Here is a 19349-nt window from a genome sequence, read left to right as displayed (position 1 = left end):
GCCGTTAAATACGGACAGCTTGCCCCGAGCTTATTTTTACCAGCATTCTCTTGCTCATTTTGAGTATATCCATCACCTCATCCACCGCCCCCATTTGTATTGCCGCTCTTGGCATACCAAATACCACACAACTTGCTTCATCCTGCGCCAACGTGTACGCTCCAGCTTGCTTCATCTCCAGTAAACCCGCTGCGCCATCACTGCCCATGCCGGTCAGTAACACTCCAACAGCATTCTTCCCGGCAAATTTAGCCACTGATCGGAACAACACATCTACAGACGGACGATGACGATTAACAGCCGGTGCATCGGTGATCAGAACCTGGTAATCAGCACCATTACGACATAGTTCCATATGGCGATCACCCGGAGCAATGTAAGCATGCCCCGGCAAAATCCGTTCACCATTTTCAGCCTCTTTTACGGTAATTTGGCTAAGTTTATTCAGTCGTTCAGCAAAAGAACGGGTAAAACCAGGTGGCATATGTTGAGTAATAAGTAGGGCCGGGCTCGTGACAGGTAACGGTTGCAACAAATTCTTTATTGCTTCCGTTCCTCCAGTAGAAGCGCCTACTGCTATCAGTTTTTCACTGGATAACAAAGGCTTAAAACTTAAAGGAGCAGAACTTACCGGGGTGATTATTGGCACAGATAATTTAGCCTGTGCTGCTGTCCGTATTTTCTCCGCAATAAGTTCACTGTAAGCCAGCATGCCTTCACGAATACCCAATTGAGGCTTGGTTACAAAATCAACAGCACCAAGTTCCAATGCCCTTAATGTGATTTCAGAACCTTTGGCTGTCAGAGAAGAGATCATAACCACCGGCATTGGCCGTAAGCGCATTAATTTTTCTAGAAAATCAATACCATCCATGCGTGGCATTTCAACATCCAGTGTGAGCACTTGTGGATTATGCTTTTTAATGAGATCACGCGCTACCAGTGGATCTGGCGCACACGCCACTACCTCCATATCCGGGTGACTATTGATGATCTCTCGCATGATTTGACGCATAAGCGCTGAATCATCGACACAAAGAACAGTTATTTTATTCATGACCTCTCCTTGCCCGACCTACACCGTAAACGGTCTGTCCTTGCAAGTAGAATTCCCGGCTTATTTGAGTGACATTTTCAGAATGCCCTGCAAAGAGCAATCCATCAGGTTTTAACAAAGCAACAAAATGGCGCAGTATCCGTTCCTGCGTCTTTTTATCAAAATAAATCATAACATTACGGCAAAAGATGGCATCAAACTTCTCTTCAAACGGCCAATTAGGATCTAACAGGTTTAAATGCTGGAATGTCACCATGTCAGCAAGTTGGGGCCGGACACGAGCATAACCCTCATAAGATCCAATCCCTTTAAAAAAGTAACGTTTTCTCTGTTGATCAGTCAGTTGACGCAACTCATCCAGTCGATAAACCCCTTTGCGTGCTTTTTCCAATACATGGGTATCAATATCACTGGCAATAATTTTTGCCCGGTGAAAACGCTCCCCTAAGACATCACTTAGCGTCATTGCAATCGAATAGGGCTCTTCTCCTGTCGATGCCGCTGCACTCCATACCCGATACGATCCATTCTTCTTACTTGCATGTTTAGCCAACAGAGGAAAATGATGAGCTTCCCTGAAAAACGCCGTCAGGTTAGTTGTCAATGCATTGATAAATTCCTGCCACTCCTCACTATTCATGTCATTTTCAAGCATGAACAGGTATTGCCCAAAATCACGTATTTCAAGGGTACGCAAACGCCGAATTAAACGGTTGTAAACCATCTCCCGTTTATGTGCAGCCAGCACAATACCCGCACGTTGATATATGAGCTGACAGATGCGCTCAAAATGCGCATCTGCCATGGTATAACGCTGAATCATGTGATTCAGTGGCGAAGATGGCAAACTTGTCACTGAAGCAATTAAATTTGATTTCATCTGGCCTCAGCGAGTCTGATTGACTGCCCCTTCTCTATCCGCAGACCTCAGTGTCCGTGAAAGTTCATTTTCAAGCTTATTTTCTGAATTATCGGGTAACTCAAATTGTGCCACTATTTGCACCAAAATATCGGCCTGGTCTTCAAGTGCCGCCGCCGCCGCTGCTGACTGTTCAACCAAGGCCGCGTTCTGCTGAGTAACCTGATCCATCTGTGTAACAGCTTGTGCTACTTGATGAATTCCCCGACTTTGTTCATCAGATGCCGCAGCAATTTCAGCCATCAGATCCGTGACTTGGTTTACAGAAACGACCAATTCATTCATAGTCTTCCCTGCATGACTAACCAACTCGGAACCTTGGCTTACCCGCTGAACGGATTCGCTAATTAATGTCTTAATCTCTTTCGCTGCTTCGGCACTTCGCTGAGCAAGATCCCTCACTTCACCAGCAACAACAGAGAAACCTCGGCCTTGTTCACCTGCCCGTGCGGCTTCCACTGCCGCATTCAGTGCCAAGATGTTGGTCTGAAATGCAATACCATCAATGACGCTGATAATGGCACTGATTTTCTGTGAGCTATTGGCAATTGCATCCATTGTTTCCACAACATCAACGGTCAGTTCGCCTCCTTTAGAGGCTGTTTTCGATGCAGATACCGCCAATTCACTGGCCTGGCGAGCATTTTCCGCATTTTGACGCACAGTCGCAGTCAGTTGTTCCATACTGGCGGCTGTTTCTTCCAGTGATGCAGCTTGCTCTTCAGTGCGGGAAGAGAGATCGGTATTACCCTGAGTAATTTCCTGAATACCGTTATACATCAAGTTAGTATTCTCTTTTACCAAAGTAATGGAATTAACCAGTGAACGTTGCATTTCACGTAATTTGAGAAACACTTCACCAATTTCATCTTGAGTGAAAACAGAAACTTCTTTATTGAGTTTTCCTTCCGCAACATACTGGAAGTGACTACGCATATTGGCAAAAGGTCTGAGCAGATTCTTTTTCAACCACCAATGCGCCGCCCAAGCAACAACCAGTACCATTAAGATCGCACCTGCAAACATGGCAACTGAAATTTGGTAATAAAGACGACCATCTTGAACGGCGGTTGTAATCTCCTCACCGATATATTGCATATAATGATTGAAATCAGCTTCAAGTTGCTGCTGATACTTTTCTGTCGGCTGGTCTAAGAATGCATCATAATTACCACTTTCTAAAAAAGCCGAGAGTTCTCTAAGCGCTTTGATATATTCCTTATAACTGGTTTCTACCGAGGCCAGCAATACACTACTACCATCCTCGTCATTCAATTTAGGCAGCGCAATAAACTCAGCAAAATGCATCTCAGCCCTATCTAAGGTCTCCTTAACATTAGCGGTCATGCTGCCAATATGATCCTCAGATTGTTGCAGCGTTTTCCCTACAGCGATTCGATTAAGTGTATTACGCGATTGCAGCAGAGCTGCCCAGCTCAACCCTAAGGTATCCCTCTTCTGTGTGCCCAGATCAATCCGCTCAATATAAGATTGATCTGCGTGAATGATTCCAAGTGATAAACCACTTGAGATTATCTGCATTACACAAAACATCATCAGTAACAGATATAAACTGGTTGATATACGAAGCCTGCCTAACATGTAATCACCTCTGTTAACGGCTGCATGTGCAGCCGTAGTTATCGCTTAGTGTTTTAAAATGTTTCCCAATTAGCTTGTTCTTCCACATTGTTGGCTTTCTTCAACACCAGTGGATTCGATTTAGCAGGAGGAATCTTAGCCACAGGCAAATGCTCAATTTTCATTTCGGGTTGAGATTTATCGTCAAGATTCGGTAATTGAAACAGAGAAACTAGTTTCTTCAATCCAGCCGCTTGATCTTCCAGTGCAGCCGCAGCCGCCGCGGATTGCTCAACTAAAGCAGCATTTTGTTGTGTTACACGATCCATTTCGGAGATAGCCAAACCAACCTGAGTTATCCCTCTACTTTGTTCATCGGATGCAGATGCAATTTCACCCATAATGTCAGTGACACGGGTGACTGAACTGACAATGTTATTCATTGTTTCGCCAGCGCTCTCAACCAAGACAGAACCGGTATCTGCGCGGCTTACTGAATCTTCTATTAATGTTTTAATCTCTTTTGCTGCCTCAGCACTACGCTGTGCAAGATTACGCACTTCTCCTGCCACAACAGCAAAACCTCGCCCATGTTCACCAGCACGTGCAGCTTCCACTGCGGCATTCAGTGCCAAAATGTTAGTCTGGAACGCAATAGCATCAATAACACTAGTAATATCGGAAATCTTCTGAGAACTACCGGCAATTTCACGCATTGTCTGTACAACATTCGCCACGACTTTTCCACCCTGGCGGGCAACTTCAGAAGCACTATCAGCTAAGTTACTTGCCTGACGAGCATTTTCCGCATTTTGGCGTACAGTTGCTGTCAATTGCTCCATACTGGCGGCGGTTTCTTCCAAAGAAGCAACCTGTTCCTCAGTGCGAGAAGAAAGATCATTATTTCCAGCAGCAATTTCACTGGTTCCGTTATAAATACTTTCACTGCTTTGACGAACACTACTGACAGTCGTGATAAATTCTTTTTGCATATGCTTCAAGCCAACAGCCAGGGTACTCATCTCATTTCTGCCTGAAACAGTCACATTTTGTGTCAAATCACCGGTAGAAAGTGCCTTAATACTCTCCAATAATTTGTTTAACGGATTCAGTAAACTATGTTTAATGCTAACCCAACTAAAAATCATGGCTGAAACCAGAATCAGCATGATGATACCCAACATAATCACCGCATTTCTGTAAGAGATACTGGCATCAAATACCACATCAGAATAGAGATGATCGTTTTGGGTCAAATAGAAGTTATATTCTTCCTCAAAAGCACTCTGATATTTGCCCGTTGGCTGGTTGAAAAATTCTACCGCCCGATCATGTTCAAGCAGAACAATAAGCTCATGCAGCGCTGAAATATAAACATCATAGGCTTTTTTAAGGCGATTAAGACTTTCTGATTCATGAATAGGCAATTTAGCGGTCTGTTCGTATTGTTCAAAACGCTGCTCTGCGATAGAGAGGTTACTTCTGGCATCTGTCAGTAACTGCTCCAGTGTGTAGTAATTATCGACTCCCTCATCTTTTTTCATCATGTAACGAATGCCAGCACGGTTCAAGTTGTTACGGGCCTGTAACAAATTAACCCAAGTGTCATTCAAAAATGTCTGCTGTTCCCGCATTTTATCCAGTATTTCCAGATTTTCCTTGTTACTTTTCAACTCATGGAAGAAAAGCCCTCCAGATATAAATTGCAGAGCACCAAATAATATGATGACCGCCATCAGTCCGGTCACTATTTTCATTCGGTTAAACATGTTTTCCCTTTTTACAATAGATCAGCATGGGTCTGTTATCGACATCATCAAAGAAAACTTTACTGGTCGTATAAAAGAAATTTGAATATTTTTTCTGATGAAATTAATGAGGGGTAGACAAAAGTAGCTGCCATCTGTCGATGTCGATGTCGATGTCGATGATGGCAGTGATATTTAATAATTAACTTTTAGCTACTGAATCTACCAGAGCCATCTCTTCACTGTTAAGCAACTTCTCAATATCCACCAAAATCAGCATGCGATCATCAAGTGAACCCAATCCTGTTAGATATTCGGTAGATAATGTTACTGCAAATTCAGGTGCCGGACAGATTTGCTCAGCTTTTAGCGATAAAACATCCGAAACACCATCAACGACAATACCCACTACCCGGTTTAACAGATTCAAAACAATAACAACGGTATTATCATTATAGGTAACCGTTTCCTGAGCAAATTTAATTCTCAGGTCAATAATAGGCACAATAACGCCACGCAGATTGGTTATCCCTTTAATGAATGCTGGCGTATTTGCAATTCGGGTAACCTGATCATAGCCCCGGATCTCCTGTACTTTCAGTATTTCGATACCATACTCTTCATCACCTAGGGTAAAAACCACATATCCTTCCCCAGCAGTTTCTCCTGACAATTTATTAAACGCTTCTATGGCCGACATGATCTTACCTTTTACTGTGAGATTGACGATTTTGCATGGGGATTCCTCCTCATTCAGTGCTTATTTTTTGCTAATAACTCAGCTTTGTTGAGTGCCAATTGGTCATGATTGAGTTGCTGCAAGGCAGAAATATCAATAATCAATGCCACACTGCCATCTCCCATAATTGTGGCAGCGGAGATCCCGGGTACCTTGCGATAGTTACTTTCGATATTTTTCACAACCACCTGATGCTGCCCAACTAATTGATCAACCAACAAGGCATAACGACGGCCAGCACTTTGTACAATCACAATAATCCCTTTCGTCGGATCTGTTTTTGCATCAGGAATATCAAAAACTCGATATAACTTAATGAGTGGCAAGTATTCTCCTCTGACATGCAATAATTTTTCATCTCCCGCCAAGGGATAAATATCTTCTTCCTGCGGTTGAAGAGAACTTACTACCGCACTCAACGGCAAAATAAACACTTCGTCATTCACCTTCACTGACATACCATCAAGGATTGCCAGTGTCAGAGGTAACAAAATCCGCGTCACTGTCCCTTTACCTGCCTGGAAGTTAATCTGGATTTGCCCTCCCATTTCCTGAATATTTCGCTTAACCACGTCCATTCCTACACCGCGGCCAGATACATCTGTTACAACTTCAGCCGTGGAAAAACCCGGCGCGAAAATCAACATCGCAACCTCTTCGTTACTCATGTTTTCACTGACTGATAGCCCTTGTGATATCGCTTTGGCCAGAATCTTTTCACGGTTCAACCCAGCGCCATCATCCACAACTTCAATACAGATATTCCCGCCCTGATGTTCAGCAGAAAGTGTCAAGTTGCCCATTTCAGGTTTGCCCACAGCAAGCCGAACCTCTGGCTCTTCAATACCATGATCTAGACTGTTACGGACTAGATGAGTCAGTGGATCAATAATGCGCTCGATTAAACTCTTATCCAATTCAGTGGAACTGCCAACCAAAGTTAGATCCACTTTTTTATTCAGCTTGCTAGCAAGATCCCTGACTAAACGCGGGTAACGGCTGAACACATATTCCATTGGCATCATACGAATAGACATCACAGATTCTTGCAAATCTCTGGAATTTCTCTGTAACTGAACCATGCAATTTAGCAAATCGCCATGCAAAGTCGGTTCAAGAGCGTTACAGTGCTGAGCCAACATAGATTGGGTAATCACCAATTCACCAACCAGATTTATGAGTTGATCAACCTTCTCAACCGCAACCCGAATACTGGAAGATTCTGCCCGTTGACGTGGCGATCCAGCCGGTGGTATCGGCGCAGGACGCCCAGCAGGCGGTGTGGAATCTTTTTCCGGCGTCGTTGTTTTAACGACTTTAGCTGTATCTTGATTGTTAACTTTGTCTTTGGGTTCAGCTACCGGCAAGAAAGTGATCTGTTCCGGTTCAATAACAAAACAGAGAACTGCCGTGATATCATCCTCTGTGGCTGATGTTACCAATGATGCTTCAACACTATCCCTAGTCTGTTCAGCATCATAAACTTCCCCAAGATTACTCAGCTCATCAAGCATCAGAGAAACTTCACGCTCTTTCAGACCAGAAAGATGAACCCGAACTCTACCTTGCTGGTTTTCAGTCGCAACAGGCTCCGATTTTAATTCTGGCTCAGATTCAGGCACTTCTGGCATCACCGCATCTATGACAGACTCAACCCCATCTTCATTCTCTCTCTGTACTTCCAATGCAAGCTGGCGCAAAGTCTCACAGATGTAGGTAAACGCACTTTCATCCGGCTCCTGAGAACTTTTATAGGCATCCAACTGTTGCTGCATAATATCTTTCGCTTCTAAAAACAGGTTGATAATATCAGTCGTCAGACGCATTTCATCTCGTCTGGCACTGTCCAGCAAATTTTCCAGAACATGCGTGGTTTGCTGTAGTTTGATAAAACCAAAAGTCGCAGCGCCACCTTTTATTGAGTGAGCACTACGAAAAATAGCATTCAATTGCTCCTGATCTGGCGTATCAGGATCGAGCTGCAATAGATGCTGCTCCATATCCTCCAGCAATTCGTCTGCTTCATCAAAAAAGGTCTGATAAAACGCGGTAATATCCATCGTTACTTTGTCACCTTGGTCGGTACACGATTAGGCTCAGCACTCAGCGACGCTGGTGCTGGCTGGGCCAATACTGTGATTTCATTGGACTGTTGTGTTGGCCTACTTTCAGCCGAATCCTTTCCAATCACCTCGTGAATTTCCTTACTATCATTAATAATCAAGGAATCGCTGCCGGTGTTTTGCTGTTCAATCCGCTCTTCCGCTTGTTTATTGAGCACTAAAATACTGATGCGACGGTTAACCGGTGCACTGGCATCTTCCTGTTTCAGGCGAACCGTTGAAGCCATGCCAACCACCCGCAATATCTTTACTTCATCCAACCCACCTATCAACAGCTCTCTCCTTGATGCATTCGCCCGATCTGCGGAGAGTTCCCAGTTGCTGTAACCACGCTCACCATTAGCGTATTTCAAGTCATCGGTATGACCGGATAGGCTGATTTTATTGGGAATATCGTTCAAGATTGGTGCAATAGCCCGCAAAATATCACTCATGTAACTTTCAACTTTTGCACTGCCAACCATAAACATTGGCCGGTTTTCCCGGTCAATAATCTGGATACGTAACCCTTCATCCATCATGTCAATCAACAGATGTGGACGTAATGCTTTAAGACGAGGATCCGTAATGATCAATTGATCAAGTTGCTCACGCAGCCTATTTAATTTGCGAGCCTCATCATTAGCTTCAACGACTTCAACCTGACGCAGAATATCGCCTTCCTGATGAAGCACATCTTCCCCTCCTCCTGGAATAGGATTCGAGCTATCACTGCTACGCTCCCCTTTATTCATTGCAACTTGTAACGGGGTACGAAAATATTCTGCAATTCGGGTCAATTCTTGTGGGCTGGAAATTGCCAACAGCCACATAACCAGAAAAAATGCCATCATGGCGGTCATAAAATCAGCATAAGCAATTTTCCATGAACCACCATGATGTTTGATGCCATTCCTTTTACGTCTTTTTACCCTAATGACAGAGACGTTACGCGCCTTCATACCTGCTCTTCAGTCTCTTGCTGGACAGGGGCTTTTACCCGGCGAACATGTTCTTCCAACTCAGTGAAAGAAGGGCGATCTGTGAGGTAGAGTGTTTTACGACCGAATTCAACCGCAATTTGTGGAGCATAACCATTCAGGCTGGATAATAATGTCACTTTAATGCATTGCATCATTTTAAGATGTTCACCGCTGCGCTGACGTAGCAATGTTGCCAATGGCGAGATAAAACCATATGCCAGCAAAATACCGAGGAATGTCCCAACCATTGCATGAGCAATCAGCACGCCAAGTTCTCCTGCCGGGCGATCTGCCGAGCCCAAAGCATTAACAACCCCCATAACAGCAGCGACAATACCAAAAGCAGGAAGAGAATCTCCAACCATCATCAAGCTGGTTGCGGGAATCTCGCTTTCCTGCTCATAAGTTTCAATTTCTTCATCCATCAAAGCTTCTATTTCATGGGGATTCATATTGCCACTTACAATCAATCGCATGTAGTCAGTGATAAAATCCATCAAATGCTTATCCTTAAGCAAACGCGGATACTGGGTGAAAATATCACTCTGCTGAGGATGTTCGATATCTCGCTCTAATGCTAAGACACCATGCATGCGGGATTTTGCTAACAACCGAAAAAGCAGCGCCATCAGATCCATATACATCACCTTGTTATATTTAGATCTACGCATTACCTTTGGCAAAACACGTAATGTTGCCTTAATCGCTTTTCCGTTGTTACCAACAATGAAAGCACCGATACCAGCACCAGTGATAATTAAAAATTCAGCGGGTTGATAAAGTGCGCCTAAATGACCACCTACAATCAGGTAACCACCAATTACCGCACCAAAAACTACGATATATCCTAAAAGTACTAACACGCGATATCCTTTAGCTAAGTTGGTGAGCGGATGGGAAGTTGAGCAGTTTGAATCCAGAATGGTTGTGGTTTCAATACAGGTTACAGGAGGAAAAAGTAAAATCTGTAACCTGTAGGAATAATTTTCCCATTTAAATTCACACTGCGTGCTGAGCAAGTCCATCCAGCAGTTGTGAATTAGTATCGGCAGACTCAGAGGAAAGTTTACGTTTTTTTACTGCGCGTGATGGTGGTTGGCAAAGGCTACAAACAAAGCTATTCACAGGTTGATGAGCATGAGTAATAAAAGTTCCACCACAGGTCCGACATTGTGAAGGTTGCAACATGCCACTGTCTACAAAACGTACCAACGTCCAGGCACGAGTCAACGCCAAAACCGGTGCGTCCCCTTCAACAGGAGGACATTGTTCAAGATAGAGTCGATACGCTTTAACAACAGCCTCTACACCTTCACAATAACCACTCTTGAGTAAAAAACGATAGGCATTATAGAACATCGATGAATGAATATTCTGTTCCCACGTCATAAACCAATCTGTTGAAAAAGGCAGCATCCCTTTGGGCGGGGGACTCCCCCTCAATTCTTTATAAAGCTTAATTAGTCGCCCTCTGCTCAATTGTGTTTCACTTTCAAGCATTTGTAACCGTGCCCCCAAAGTGATGAGTTCCATCGCCAACTGTATATCCTTAGCTTCTTGAACTATACTTTTCTCGGCCATCTCTTATGCTCTTTTTTTCACTGACGTATCGTCTTTCGAAAATAACTTCTGAAACAAATGAGTAGATAACAAAATGCCTGTATGTATTTGTTGTAAATCATCCACTCGAGATTCCCTAGTAAGCTGCTGAATAGTTTCACTGTCTTCGAACCGGAAATTACAGACTAATTGATTAGTCTCAGCGAGCTTGACCAACTGAGGTAATGTCAATTCAGACAACATATCAGCCATAGAATCGCTAATACCTAAACGGAACATCGCTGACGCTTTTTCATGGTTAATTAATCGCTGAGCTAAAAGCAAATACGATAAATTTATGTCATAAATATGTTTGAGCAATTCAACCGTACTCATTTCTCTATCCCGTCCGATTACATTAAAAAATCAGTTAAGTGTTCGAAAAACCACTCGTGACAAAATTCCTAAAATAGCTTAGGGATTAATAATCTCTTACATAACTAAAATATACAGGCTTAGTCAGAGCAGTAACCATCCTTTGTATTACTTTTGATTCATCTAACGTCAAAAATATTACGGTAGTGAGTTGCAAAAGTATTATTGCGTTACCTGATATAACATTTTTCATTGGTGATTAAGAATATTCTTAATGCAGAACAACTTTACTCCTGAATCATCAACTTATACAACGGAAAGAGGGCGCAATTTTAAATACTATGTGACATAACTCACAAAAACAAGGGCTTTTAATATGCATTTAATCGATGAATTGCTCATTAACCATTCAAACAATTAAATAAAATCCGAATTCTCAATTTTAATAAGTTAAATTATCTAAATAAAAATATTAGATATATTTTTTGATTTTATACGATCTATTAAACTTATAAATTTAAAATAACGATAAAAAATCCTATCCTGAGTCAAACTAACACTAAAAAAGACAGTTTTATCCCTGAGTAATCAGGGTAAACAATAATCTTATTCTGAGATCCAGTCTTTCCACTTGTATGATAAAACAGATTGAGTTTATGTAAAATTTGGTTGCAAAAAAGATACTGGTATGATCACTTTTCGTTTATATTTGTACTTTTTTTAACCAAAAAGCTTAACTAAAAATGCATACCACCCTGCACAAATAACACTAACCATACAAAAATAGCATAAAATACAGTAAGATAATGAATAAAAAAACAACTATAACAACATTTTATTGATTGCATAACAATCAATATCCAGCATAGAGATAGCCAGAAAAATCGGTCTATTTCAACTCCTGACAACCTAAATAGCAGCAAAATCAATTAGAAAAACTTATCAAATGTTGTATCTCATAATATAATAATACGCAAAACCTCTTTATCTATTATTTTATCTTTTTCATCTTTAGTCTTCATACTTTAAATTAATCATTAATTAAATTTACACATGGTCAATATATATATTTTAAATACATTAGGCATTTTAAACGAATTGAATGTAATTTATTATCCTTATAATCTGCTTTAAAGTTCTATAAGAAATACAACTCCAGAAATAAAACCTCCAAACCATATAAATATATAATCTTATTAAATATCTATCATAAATTAAATTACCAATATTTATATAATACAATAAATGGATAGTTTTCATATTAATATTTAAATAAAAAATACATGCTATTTCCGAATTCATATTCTTATGATACAAATCAAGTGAAATATTAAAAGTCATTTTTCCCTTTTTTCATTATTTCATATTATATTTACGACGACCATCCCAAAAACGTTATTTATACATATAAAAAACATAGCTAATGATGTCATTAATATATATCATAGCCGTCATTTTCTTAAATGATAAAAATAGATAAAATAATTAACTCTACAAGAACAAAATAATTAATAGGAATAGAGATAAAAATCAATATCATTTCCCACCAGAATAATGAAATTAATAATCATTGGTGATATAAATATCCTGATATTCCATAAAAAAGATGAAAAAATAGGATATTGATAAGAAATTTATTTTCCCATATAAATAATAGTGATAATTTTCCAAGTAATTATACCTATTCATCAAACATAACAGTTAATGCAACAACCGATTACAACCTAACCTAATCACAGAAACACTCTCAGAAAAAAGTCACCAAACCCAATAGTTCATCAAACAAGAAGGGAATATAGCTATCGAGAATCATTATCAATTATGTAATCAATAACACTGGAAATGTATCTGTTTTTTGGACAAAACACATCCTTTATATGCATAATATATGAACAAAAGGTATCTGAAAAAATAACAATTCAATACACTAATCTGGCTAAAATAAAACCTGATTAACGAAATTTTTCACTAAAAAATCATCAATATCAACATATATATCTATAAAATAAAAATGAAATAGACTAGCTCCGCCAGTACTATAGAATATCCAACACTTTTACTACCTCATTTATCATGATCTTCTCGGGAGCTGTTTAATCCATTTTACCTCAATGTAAAAAAAGCAAGAAATATCACACATCAGATCTTGTACTAGTAAATGAATATTTTGCGACAAAAAGAATGGAATAAAGGCTCTGCTAATCAACATTGAAAAAACATTGCAAAGTTCAAACTTACCGTTATATTCAAGCACTTGATAATACGCCCGCTCCCCTCTCTTCCCTTAACGGCCCTTCATTTGACACCCCTAACTTCTTATCAAGCCTAGTAATATTTATCGCTTTTTTTGCACTATCTGTACCTTTGCTAACAAAAACGCCTACATCAGCGTATCTCAATACCACAACGCCATTAATGTTATCATCAAGAAACCAACCGTATGCCCGTTCTTTTGCAATACAGGATTTTTACGATGCCCAGTTTACTAAATACCAATCTGATTTCATTTCTCAAGATTTCAGCCACCATCAACTCTGTTTGTTAGAATGCTAAAATAACTTTAAATTCTAACCCTACACCATGACAAATCCTGGTAGTAATAACCGAATTATCCTCGGTAAGAACTCCTGCTGCTGTGTTACTCTTTCTTAATACAGAAATAACAGGGACCGCACTCCCCTCCACGGGATCAAGGAAAGTTAGCAACTCCTGTAATATCATCACTCTTTCATCACCATAAAGATGACAAGTGTTTTTACTTTATCATCGGATAAATATCGAACTGTTAAATTAATACTCTAAAATCTTGTCTGATGGTAACCATCAGCTACTTCCATTATTTTTTCACGACATTCTCCATCAAGCAGAATTATTATCTATTTTACTCTTATATAAGAACAAACTTAGATCACTTCTTCTACTTAACCTTTGAAAATAATTGATATTTTCACTGAAAATTCTGAGCAATAATGAGCAGCTGATGGAGAACCAAATTAAATATCAACTCATCAATTTTTCTGTACCCGCGTATGATACCTATATCAGGTTTACCACGACTAAGTTCTGATATGAGGAGACGGCAAGGGGGCGAATCCCCGACCACATAGCGAACGATGTGACCGGGGTGAATGAGTGCAACCAACAAAGAGCAACTTAAAAGATAACGGGTATAGCAGCAAGAACATCATCTCTCCTAGTACAAGATATTCGATCAGTCATTCTTAGTACCAAGATCTGCAAAACTACAATATCCATAAAATAGTGCTAAATGATCTCTTAATTAACGTTGCCTAACCGAGGAAACACGCCATAGGCAACGTTTTGTTTGTTTCTTATGACGAAACACCATTCGTCAACGGTGATTCCTTATCAAACTAGTGATTGCTGTTTTTTTCAGATCGGCAGTTCAGGGGCAATTTTCCAGTTTATTGAGCTAACGCTCTTTTCCAGACTTATACGACAAACAATTGCTTCTATCTCTTTTTGCTCATCCAGTGTTGCTAACACTTCAACGCACACTTCAAATTTTCCAGGTTGAACTCTATCAGCGAAACTCAGTGATTTTAACCTCACTGCTACTCCATTGAGCGCCTGTAATACCAACGTTCTCACCAGAATTTCGTCATCACTGTCACACACTACGTGAATTTCATAACACTGTACTTGATCAATAGCCTGCTGCCTGGGTTGTAAATTAATACGTTGAGCTGCCTCACGTAACAATATATTTGCGCAAAGAATAATAGCGGTTGCTATCGCAGCTAGCCAATATTGTCCAAGGCCACACAGCACACCAATTCCAGCAGAGCACCATAAGGTTGCTGCGGTATTTAATCCACGAATGTTCATACCTTCCCGCATAATGACACCCGCACCAAGGAAACCAATGCCTGAAACAACTTGTGCAGCAATACGACCAGCACTATCGGGTGAAGTTGTTATTGAACTGAGGATAAAAACTGCTGCGCCGGTCGCCACTAATGCATTGGTTCTTAAACCTGCCATACGTTGACGCCATTGGCGCTCAGCACCAATTAATGCGCCAAAGCACATAGCCGATAATAAATGAAAGACAAAAGGAGTTATTAACATGACATTCTCCATACAACCAAATGGATAAATAATCATGTGCATTTATTTTGCACACAGAAACGTATGCTGAATGTTTAATTCAGCCCTATTTTCTGTCCATACCAGGAGGTAACAAAGCGTAAATATATAACAGCATAATAAAAACCCAATATACTATCCCGGCTACTTGACCAAGTACCGGATAACACCATTCTTTGAGTAACTACCTATCCCAATAGGGCTATTTTATTTGCCATTTTGAACCTGGGCAGTGCTCAAAATCCTCACGTACTACGTGTACGCTCCGGTTTTTCCGCGCTGTCCGTGTTCAAACTGCCTTCAACAATTACGCCTATTGAGATAGGCTCTAAGTACAGCTCAGACATTTTGAGTGGTACTGCCCGCTTTATTTGGCAAGCAGCAAATCGGAAGGAAATAAATAGCTTGCCATTTTATTGTCTATTTAACTGAAAACTTTGACTATCCAATGGTTATCTCTCCAATAAAATTCGTACGAAGTATAATCAGGAGTAATTAATAAGTAAAGAAAGATATGGCTTTAGCAAAAAAAAAGCCCATCGCTATAGAAAATAGTGACGGGCTTCAAAAGCATCCAAGCAATTAGATAGGCATCACGTTTGCTGCTGCTGGACCTTTCGCACCATTTTCAATGGTGAATTCTACGTTCTGGCCTTCTGCCAAAGTTTTGAAACCGTTACCCTGAATGGCAGAGAAGTGAACGAATACGTCTTTGCTACCGTCAGCTGGGGTGATGAAACCGAAGCCTTTAGACTCGTTGAACCACTTCACTTGACCTTTCATTTTGTCAGACATTGTGACTTTCCTATATATCAAAAAAATTTTGCCACCATTGGGCATGTATTGGCCAGTTATATCAGCTATTACTTATGGAGGCACTAAGAAGGAAACGCGTCAACAAAGGCTATCTGAGGATAACACTTACACATAACTCATTAACTCAAGATGTCGTACATAAAGTAGGTCTGTTTATCAGGCCGGCTGCATTAACTCATGATAGAAAAGGAATAGCAACCTTTTTATGCATAGGTGTTTTAAAAAAAATATTTATGCTCATTATTAATGCAATAATTTAACAAACAATGTCATTGGTTATAAGTTTTTTTGATTTATTCAACCTTTATCTTAATGAAAGCATTAGAGTTAATCTTAGTCAATAACAATTGGCTGATTAAAATAAAACAACTGATCTACGTAAGATCACCGCCCCCATGCTAACCTTAAAAGCAACATAGTGATGAAAATATTTCACTTTTCCTTTGCTTAATCAGGTCAATATATGAATATCATTAAACAGATACTGATTCAGGATCTTGAACGAATCAACATTGAAGAACAACGTGATGGTAAACCCCGTTTTAACAGACAATTTATCAGCAATCATCCTTATCTCTGCCTGGCTATGCTTGTATCCTACCTGTTTCTCGCTGTACTTATCTGGTACGCCCCCTATTTTAGTTTACTTTCACTGCTAGCTTTTACAGTACTCTTCATTATTATGTCAGCGGTTTTATTACTCGAAATCAAACCTGTGTATCGGTTTGATGATATCGGCGTACTTGATCTACGGGTATGTTACAACGGCGAATGGTTCGTCAGCGAAAAAATCTCAGACTGCGCAATCAAAGAGCTTTGTTCCCACCCTCATGTCCCATTGGCAATAAAAGATGAAATCAAACGCATTATACAAATGAAAGGCGAAATTCATTTTTATGATGTTTATATCATGGCGTTTCCTGAACAATCACATATAGCAACATCGTTACCGATCATAAATAGCCGATAATGAACAAAAGCTCTCAATTTCAATAAAATAGCACAGTTATAAGACAATGCGCTCATATGGCAAGCAAATAACAAGCTAGTAAGTTTTTTTGCGTTGACAGCGTTTCAATTGATCGCTAGTATTCGCTCCGTTCTCAAGAACGATTCCTCCATAGTTCAGTCGGTAGAACGGCGGACTGTTAATCCGTATGTCACTGGTTCAAGTCCAGTTGGAGGAGCCAAATTCAAGCCTGGAGATACTAAAGAGAATCTCTAGTACGCATGGAATAGCTAGTATAAAAAATATGGCTAGCATGCAAAAAAGCCCAATAAGAATTGGGCTTTTTTCTATTTAAGCAATAACACATTCTCCGGCACCAAAATAATCAGTCCAGAACTACCTTATAAACCTTCTCTTTAGATTTATGCAATATATTCACTTCACCAACAAATGATATTTCGTAGTGAATTTTTACCTGACCATTACCTATATAATTAAAGAAATCAACTCCACCCGGTTGACCATCAGCATTTTCTTCAGGCTTAATTACAGCTAACCGGAAAATATTATCTTCACTACCTTGTAAAGAATCTATCTTCAATACTAATTCCCCTGTATCTCGATTGTCAGCAGAATACCCTCTTATATGTACTGTACCTTTTTTCAACTCCTTATTTTTAAGTTTTACATCGTTGACCAAAATATTGATGTCATAATCAATAATACTCTCACCAATTGGTCGGCCCCTATTTTCATCATACTCTTCAATATAAGGCACTTCTAAATCACGACGAACCTGGACTGTTGCAGAATCTTCATCAAGCTCTACAAGTACACGTTGAATAGCAGAAAATCTAGCAGTACCGCTTTCGCTAATAGTATAATAAAGGCTATCATGTTTACCTTCAGTAAGGAGATCATTTTTCACAGGCAAACTACGAATATCACCGCTATTTTGTACACCAGGAACAACTTCAACATTATCATTATCAAAAACAAATTTCAGTTCATGTTTATCTAAAATATTGGAATCAGTAAAAAGTACTCTAACTCCTGCTTTTATATCATCACCGCTAATAACATTATCATAATGTGCTGGATATACAGGTGCTGCCAATCCTACTGACTTTAGTTTAAATCGACTCAGAGCGGCTTTCGCTACCACACCACCACTCGCATCCGTTACTTCGGCATCAAAACCAACTGTAGCATTAACTCTCTGATCTGTCTTAATTTTTACTAATATTTCAGATGCTCTACTAATGGGGTCAAATATGTTATTGTTATTTACGATTTCATATTCACCCTCATTCAAGCCATTCACCACGATTTTACTTTTGTAATTTTCTAACGATACAGAACCATCATCATCCTGTAGAACTACAAACAATCGTAATGGAACGTTAAACCAGTCTTTATGTGAAACCCAGTTAGTTACATCAGTATTAATTAAAAACTTCATGACTTCTCCTCATCTATTTTATAAAAATCACCAGAAAATTAGCCACTCTTTTCAGGGGGAAAATTATTTACTTATTTTATATTTAAAATTACTTTAACCTCCTTACCAACTATTTAATTTAAAATATTTTCTGAAATAGTTTTTATTCATTTCATTGCGTTTTATATGCATATATAAATATATTATCAGATCGAAAATACTTTAGTGTACTAGCAGAAAATGAGATTTCATTATTAATGGCAAACTCTTTAACATTCGCTTTGGCGTGGATTAATATCATGTTTGCCAAATCAGAGATCAAATAACAAATTACTTTTTCGGTTAAGAATTATAGACGAGTAAATCTGCTAATAAATATCAAAATACAATAAGTGACCTATTAAAACAGATAAAATAGGAAAATTACCATGAAATATAAAAATACCATAAATAACACAAAAATAAAATTATCTAATATATATTTAATTATATTTATAATGCTCATGATTAATTATTTTCTAAATAAAAATATAGATGATATTTTCACCATCTAATTATCATGAGTAAATATCAGTTAGTTCCCGCATTTCTTGAGCTGAAAATTTAATTGACCAAAAAATGGTAAAAAACATCATTATTGAACATCAGTTAACCAATCAAACTCAATTTTTACTTTTCCCCTTTGACAAGCCCAAAATACCCAGATATTATTCGCCTCGTTGTCAAGGACAATTCCTCCATAGTTCAGTCGGTAGAACGGCGGACTGTTAATCCGTATGTCACTGGTTCGAGTCCAGTTGGAGGAGCCAAATTCGTAAGAAGCCCGCCAAGTGCGGGCTTTTTGCATTTCTAATTCCACCAGTTGCTTACAACGTAATATAACCTGAGGTTTGCTTAAGAAGGGAACTAAGTGCCTGAGGCACGATCAAAGTTTTTGTCAAAGAAAACAAAATCGTGGAGATCCTCAGGCATGTTTAATTTAGAAGAACT

The 19349-nt window shown here is 39.4% G+C and carries 14 protein-coding genes and 2 tRNA genes; 3 read left to right on the top strand and 13 right to left on the bottom strand.

Annotated elements, in window-relative coordinates:
- Window positions 1-4: 4 nt before the first annotated feature.
- From SLS51_RS00080 to cspE, 12 genes are all read right to left on the bottom strand, one after another.
- Complete coding sequence (locus tag SLS51_RS00080) at window positions 5-1057, bottom strand: protein-glutamate methylesterase/protein-glutamine glutaminase (RefSeq protein ID WP_323834343.1); 1053 nt, start codon at window positions 1055-1057, stop codon at window positions 5-7.
- Window positions 1050-1937 (bottom strand): protein-glutamate O-methyltransferase CheR, encoded by an 888-nt coding sequence (cheR, locus tag SLS51_RS00075; RefSeq protein WP_323834341.1) that lies wholly within the window; start codon window positions 1935-1937, stop codon window positions 1050-1052. The genes SLS51_RS00080 and cheR overlap by 8 nt, the downstream gene beginning before the upstream one ends.
- 6 nt (window positions 1938-1943) lie before the next feature.
- Window positions 1944-3578 (bottom strand): methyl-accepting chemotaxis protein, encoded by a 1635-nt coding sequence (locus SLS51_RS00070; protein WP_323834339.1) that lies wholly within the window; start codon window positions 3576-3578, stop codon window positions 1944-1946.
- 53 nt (window positions 3579-3631) lie between these two features.
- Window positions 3632-5326, bottom strand: a complete 1695-nt coding sequence (locus tag SLS51_RS00065; protein WP_323834337.1) for a methyl-accepting chemotaxis protein — start codon at window positions 5324-5326, stop codon at window positions 3632-3634.
- Between the two features lie 181 nt (window positions 5327-5507).
- Entirely contained in the window at window positions 5508-6005 is a 498-nt protein-coding gene (gene cheW / locus SLS51_RS00060) for a chemotaxis protein CheW (RefSeq protein WP_323834335.1), read from the bottom strand.
- A 53-nt stretch (window positions 6006-6058) separates the two neighbouring features.
- A complete protein-coding gene (gene cheA / locus SLS51_RS00055; protein ID WP_323834333.1) occupies window positions 6059-8104 on the bottom strand; it encodes a chemotaxis protein CheA in 2046 nt (681 codons plus the stop codon).
- Between the two features lie 2 nt (window positions 8105-8106).
- The gene (motB, locus tag SLS51_RS00050; protein WP_323834331.1) at window positions 8107-9108 is read right to left on the bottom strand and encodes a flagellar motor protein MotB; all 1002 of its coding nucleotides are present in this window, start codon (window positions 9106-9108) and stop codon (window positions 8107-8109) included.
- Window positions 9105-9992 (bottom strand): flagellar motor stator protein MotA, encoded by an 888-nt coding sequence (gene motA / locus SLS51_RS00045; RefSeq protein ID WP_011146119.1) that lies wholly within the window; start codon window positions 9990-9992, stop codon window positions 9105-9107. The genes motB and motA overlap by 4 nt, the downstream gene beginning before the upstream one ends.
- A 136-nt stretch (window positions 9993-10128) precedes the next feature.
- Window positions 10129-10710, bottom strand: coding sequence for a flagellar transcriptional regulator FlhC (flhC, locus tag SLS51_RS00040; protein WP_112877895.1), 582 nt, complete (start codon window positions 10708-10710; stop codon window positions 10129-10131).
- A 3-nt stretch (window positions 10711-10713) separates the two neighbouring features.
- Window positions 10714-11064 (bottom strand): flagellar transcriptional regulator FlhD, encoded by a 351-nt coding sequence (flhD, locus tag SLS51_RS00035; protein WP_323834324.1) that lies wholly within the window; start codon window positions 11062-11064, stop codon window positions 10714-10716.
- A 3372-nt stretch (window positions 11065-14436) separates the two neighbouring features.
- Window positions 14437-15135 carry an MgtC family protein gene (locus tag SLS51_RS00030; protein WP_323834322.1) on the bottom strand — a complete coding sequence of 233 codons (699 nt, stop codon included), beginning with the start codon at window positions 15133-15135 and terminating at the stop codon, window positions 14437-14439.
- 600 nt (window positions 15136-15735) lie between these two features.
- Window positions 15736-15948 (bottom strand): transcription antiterminator/RNA stability regulator CspE, encoded by a 213-nt coding sequence (cspE, locus tag SLS51_RS00025; protein ID WP_323834320.1) that lies wholly within the window; start codon window positions 15946-15948, stop codon window positions 15736-15738.
- A gap of 484 nt (window positions 15949-16432) precedes the next feature.
- Here cspE and SLS51_RS00020 point away from each other — a divergent pair, with 484 nt between their 5' ends.
- Window positions 16433-16939: a YlaC family protein gene (locus SLS51_RS00020; protein WP_323834318.1), complete on the top strand. Its 507-nt coding sequence runs from the start codon at window positions 16433-16435 to the stop codon at window positions 16937-16939.
- A gap of 144 nt (window positions 16940-17083) precedes the next feature.
- A tRNA-Asn gene (locus tag SLS51_RS00015) sits at window positions 17084-17159 on the top strand.
- 144 nt (window positions 17160-17303) lie between these two features.
- Here the strand turns inward: SLS51_RS00015 and SLS51_RS00010 are convergent.
- Window positions 17304-18380 carry a hypothetical protein gene (locus tag SLS51_RS00010; RefSeq protein ID WP_323834316.1) on the bottom strand — a complete coding sequence of 359 codons (1077 nt, stop codon included), beginning with the start codon at window positions 18378-18380 and terminating at the stop codon, window positions 17304-17306.
- A gap of 712 nt (window positions 18381-19092) precedes the next feature.
- Here SLS51_RS00010 and SLS51_RS00005 point away from each other — a divergent pair.
- Window positions 19093-19168, top strand: a tRNA-Asn gene (locus SLS51_RS00005).
- Window positions 19169-19349 lie beyond the last annotated feature (181 nt).

The organism is Photorhabdus africana (assembly GCF_035181445.1).
Taxonomy (GTDB): Bacteria; Pseudomonadota; Gammaproteobacteria; order Enterobacterales; family Enterobacteriaceae; genus Photorhabdus; species Photorhabdus laumondii.
This window is presented reverse-complemented; position numbering and strand designations above follow the sequence as displayed.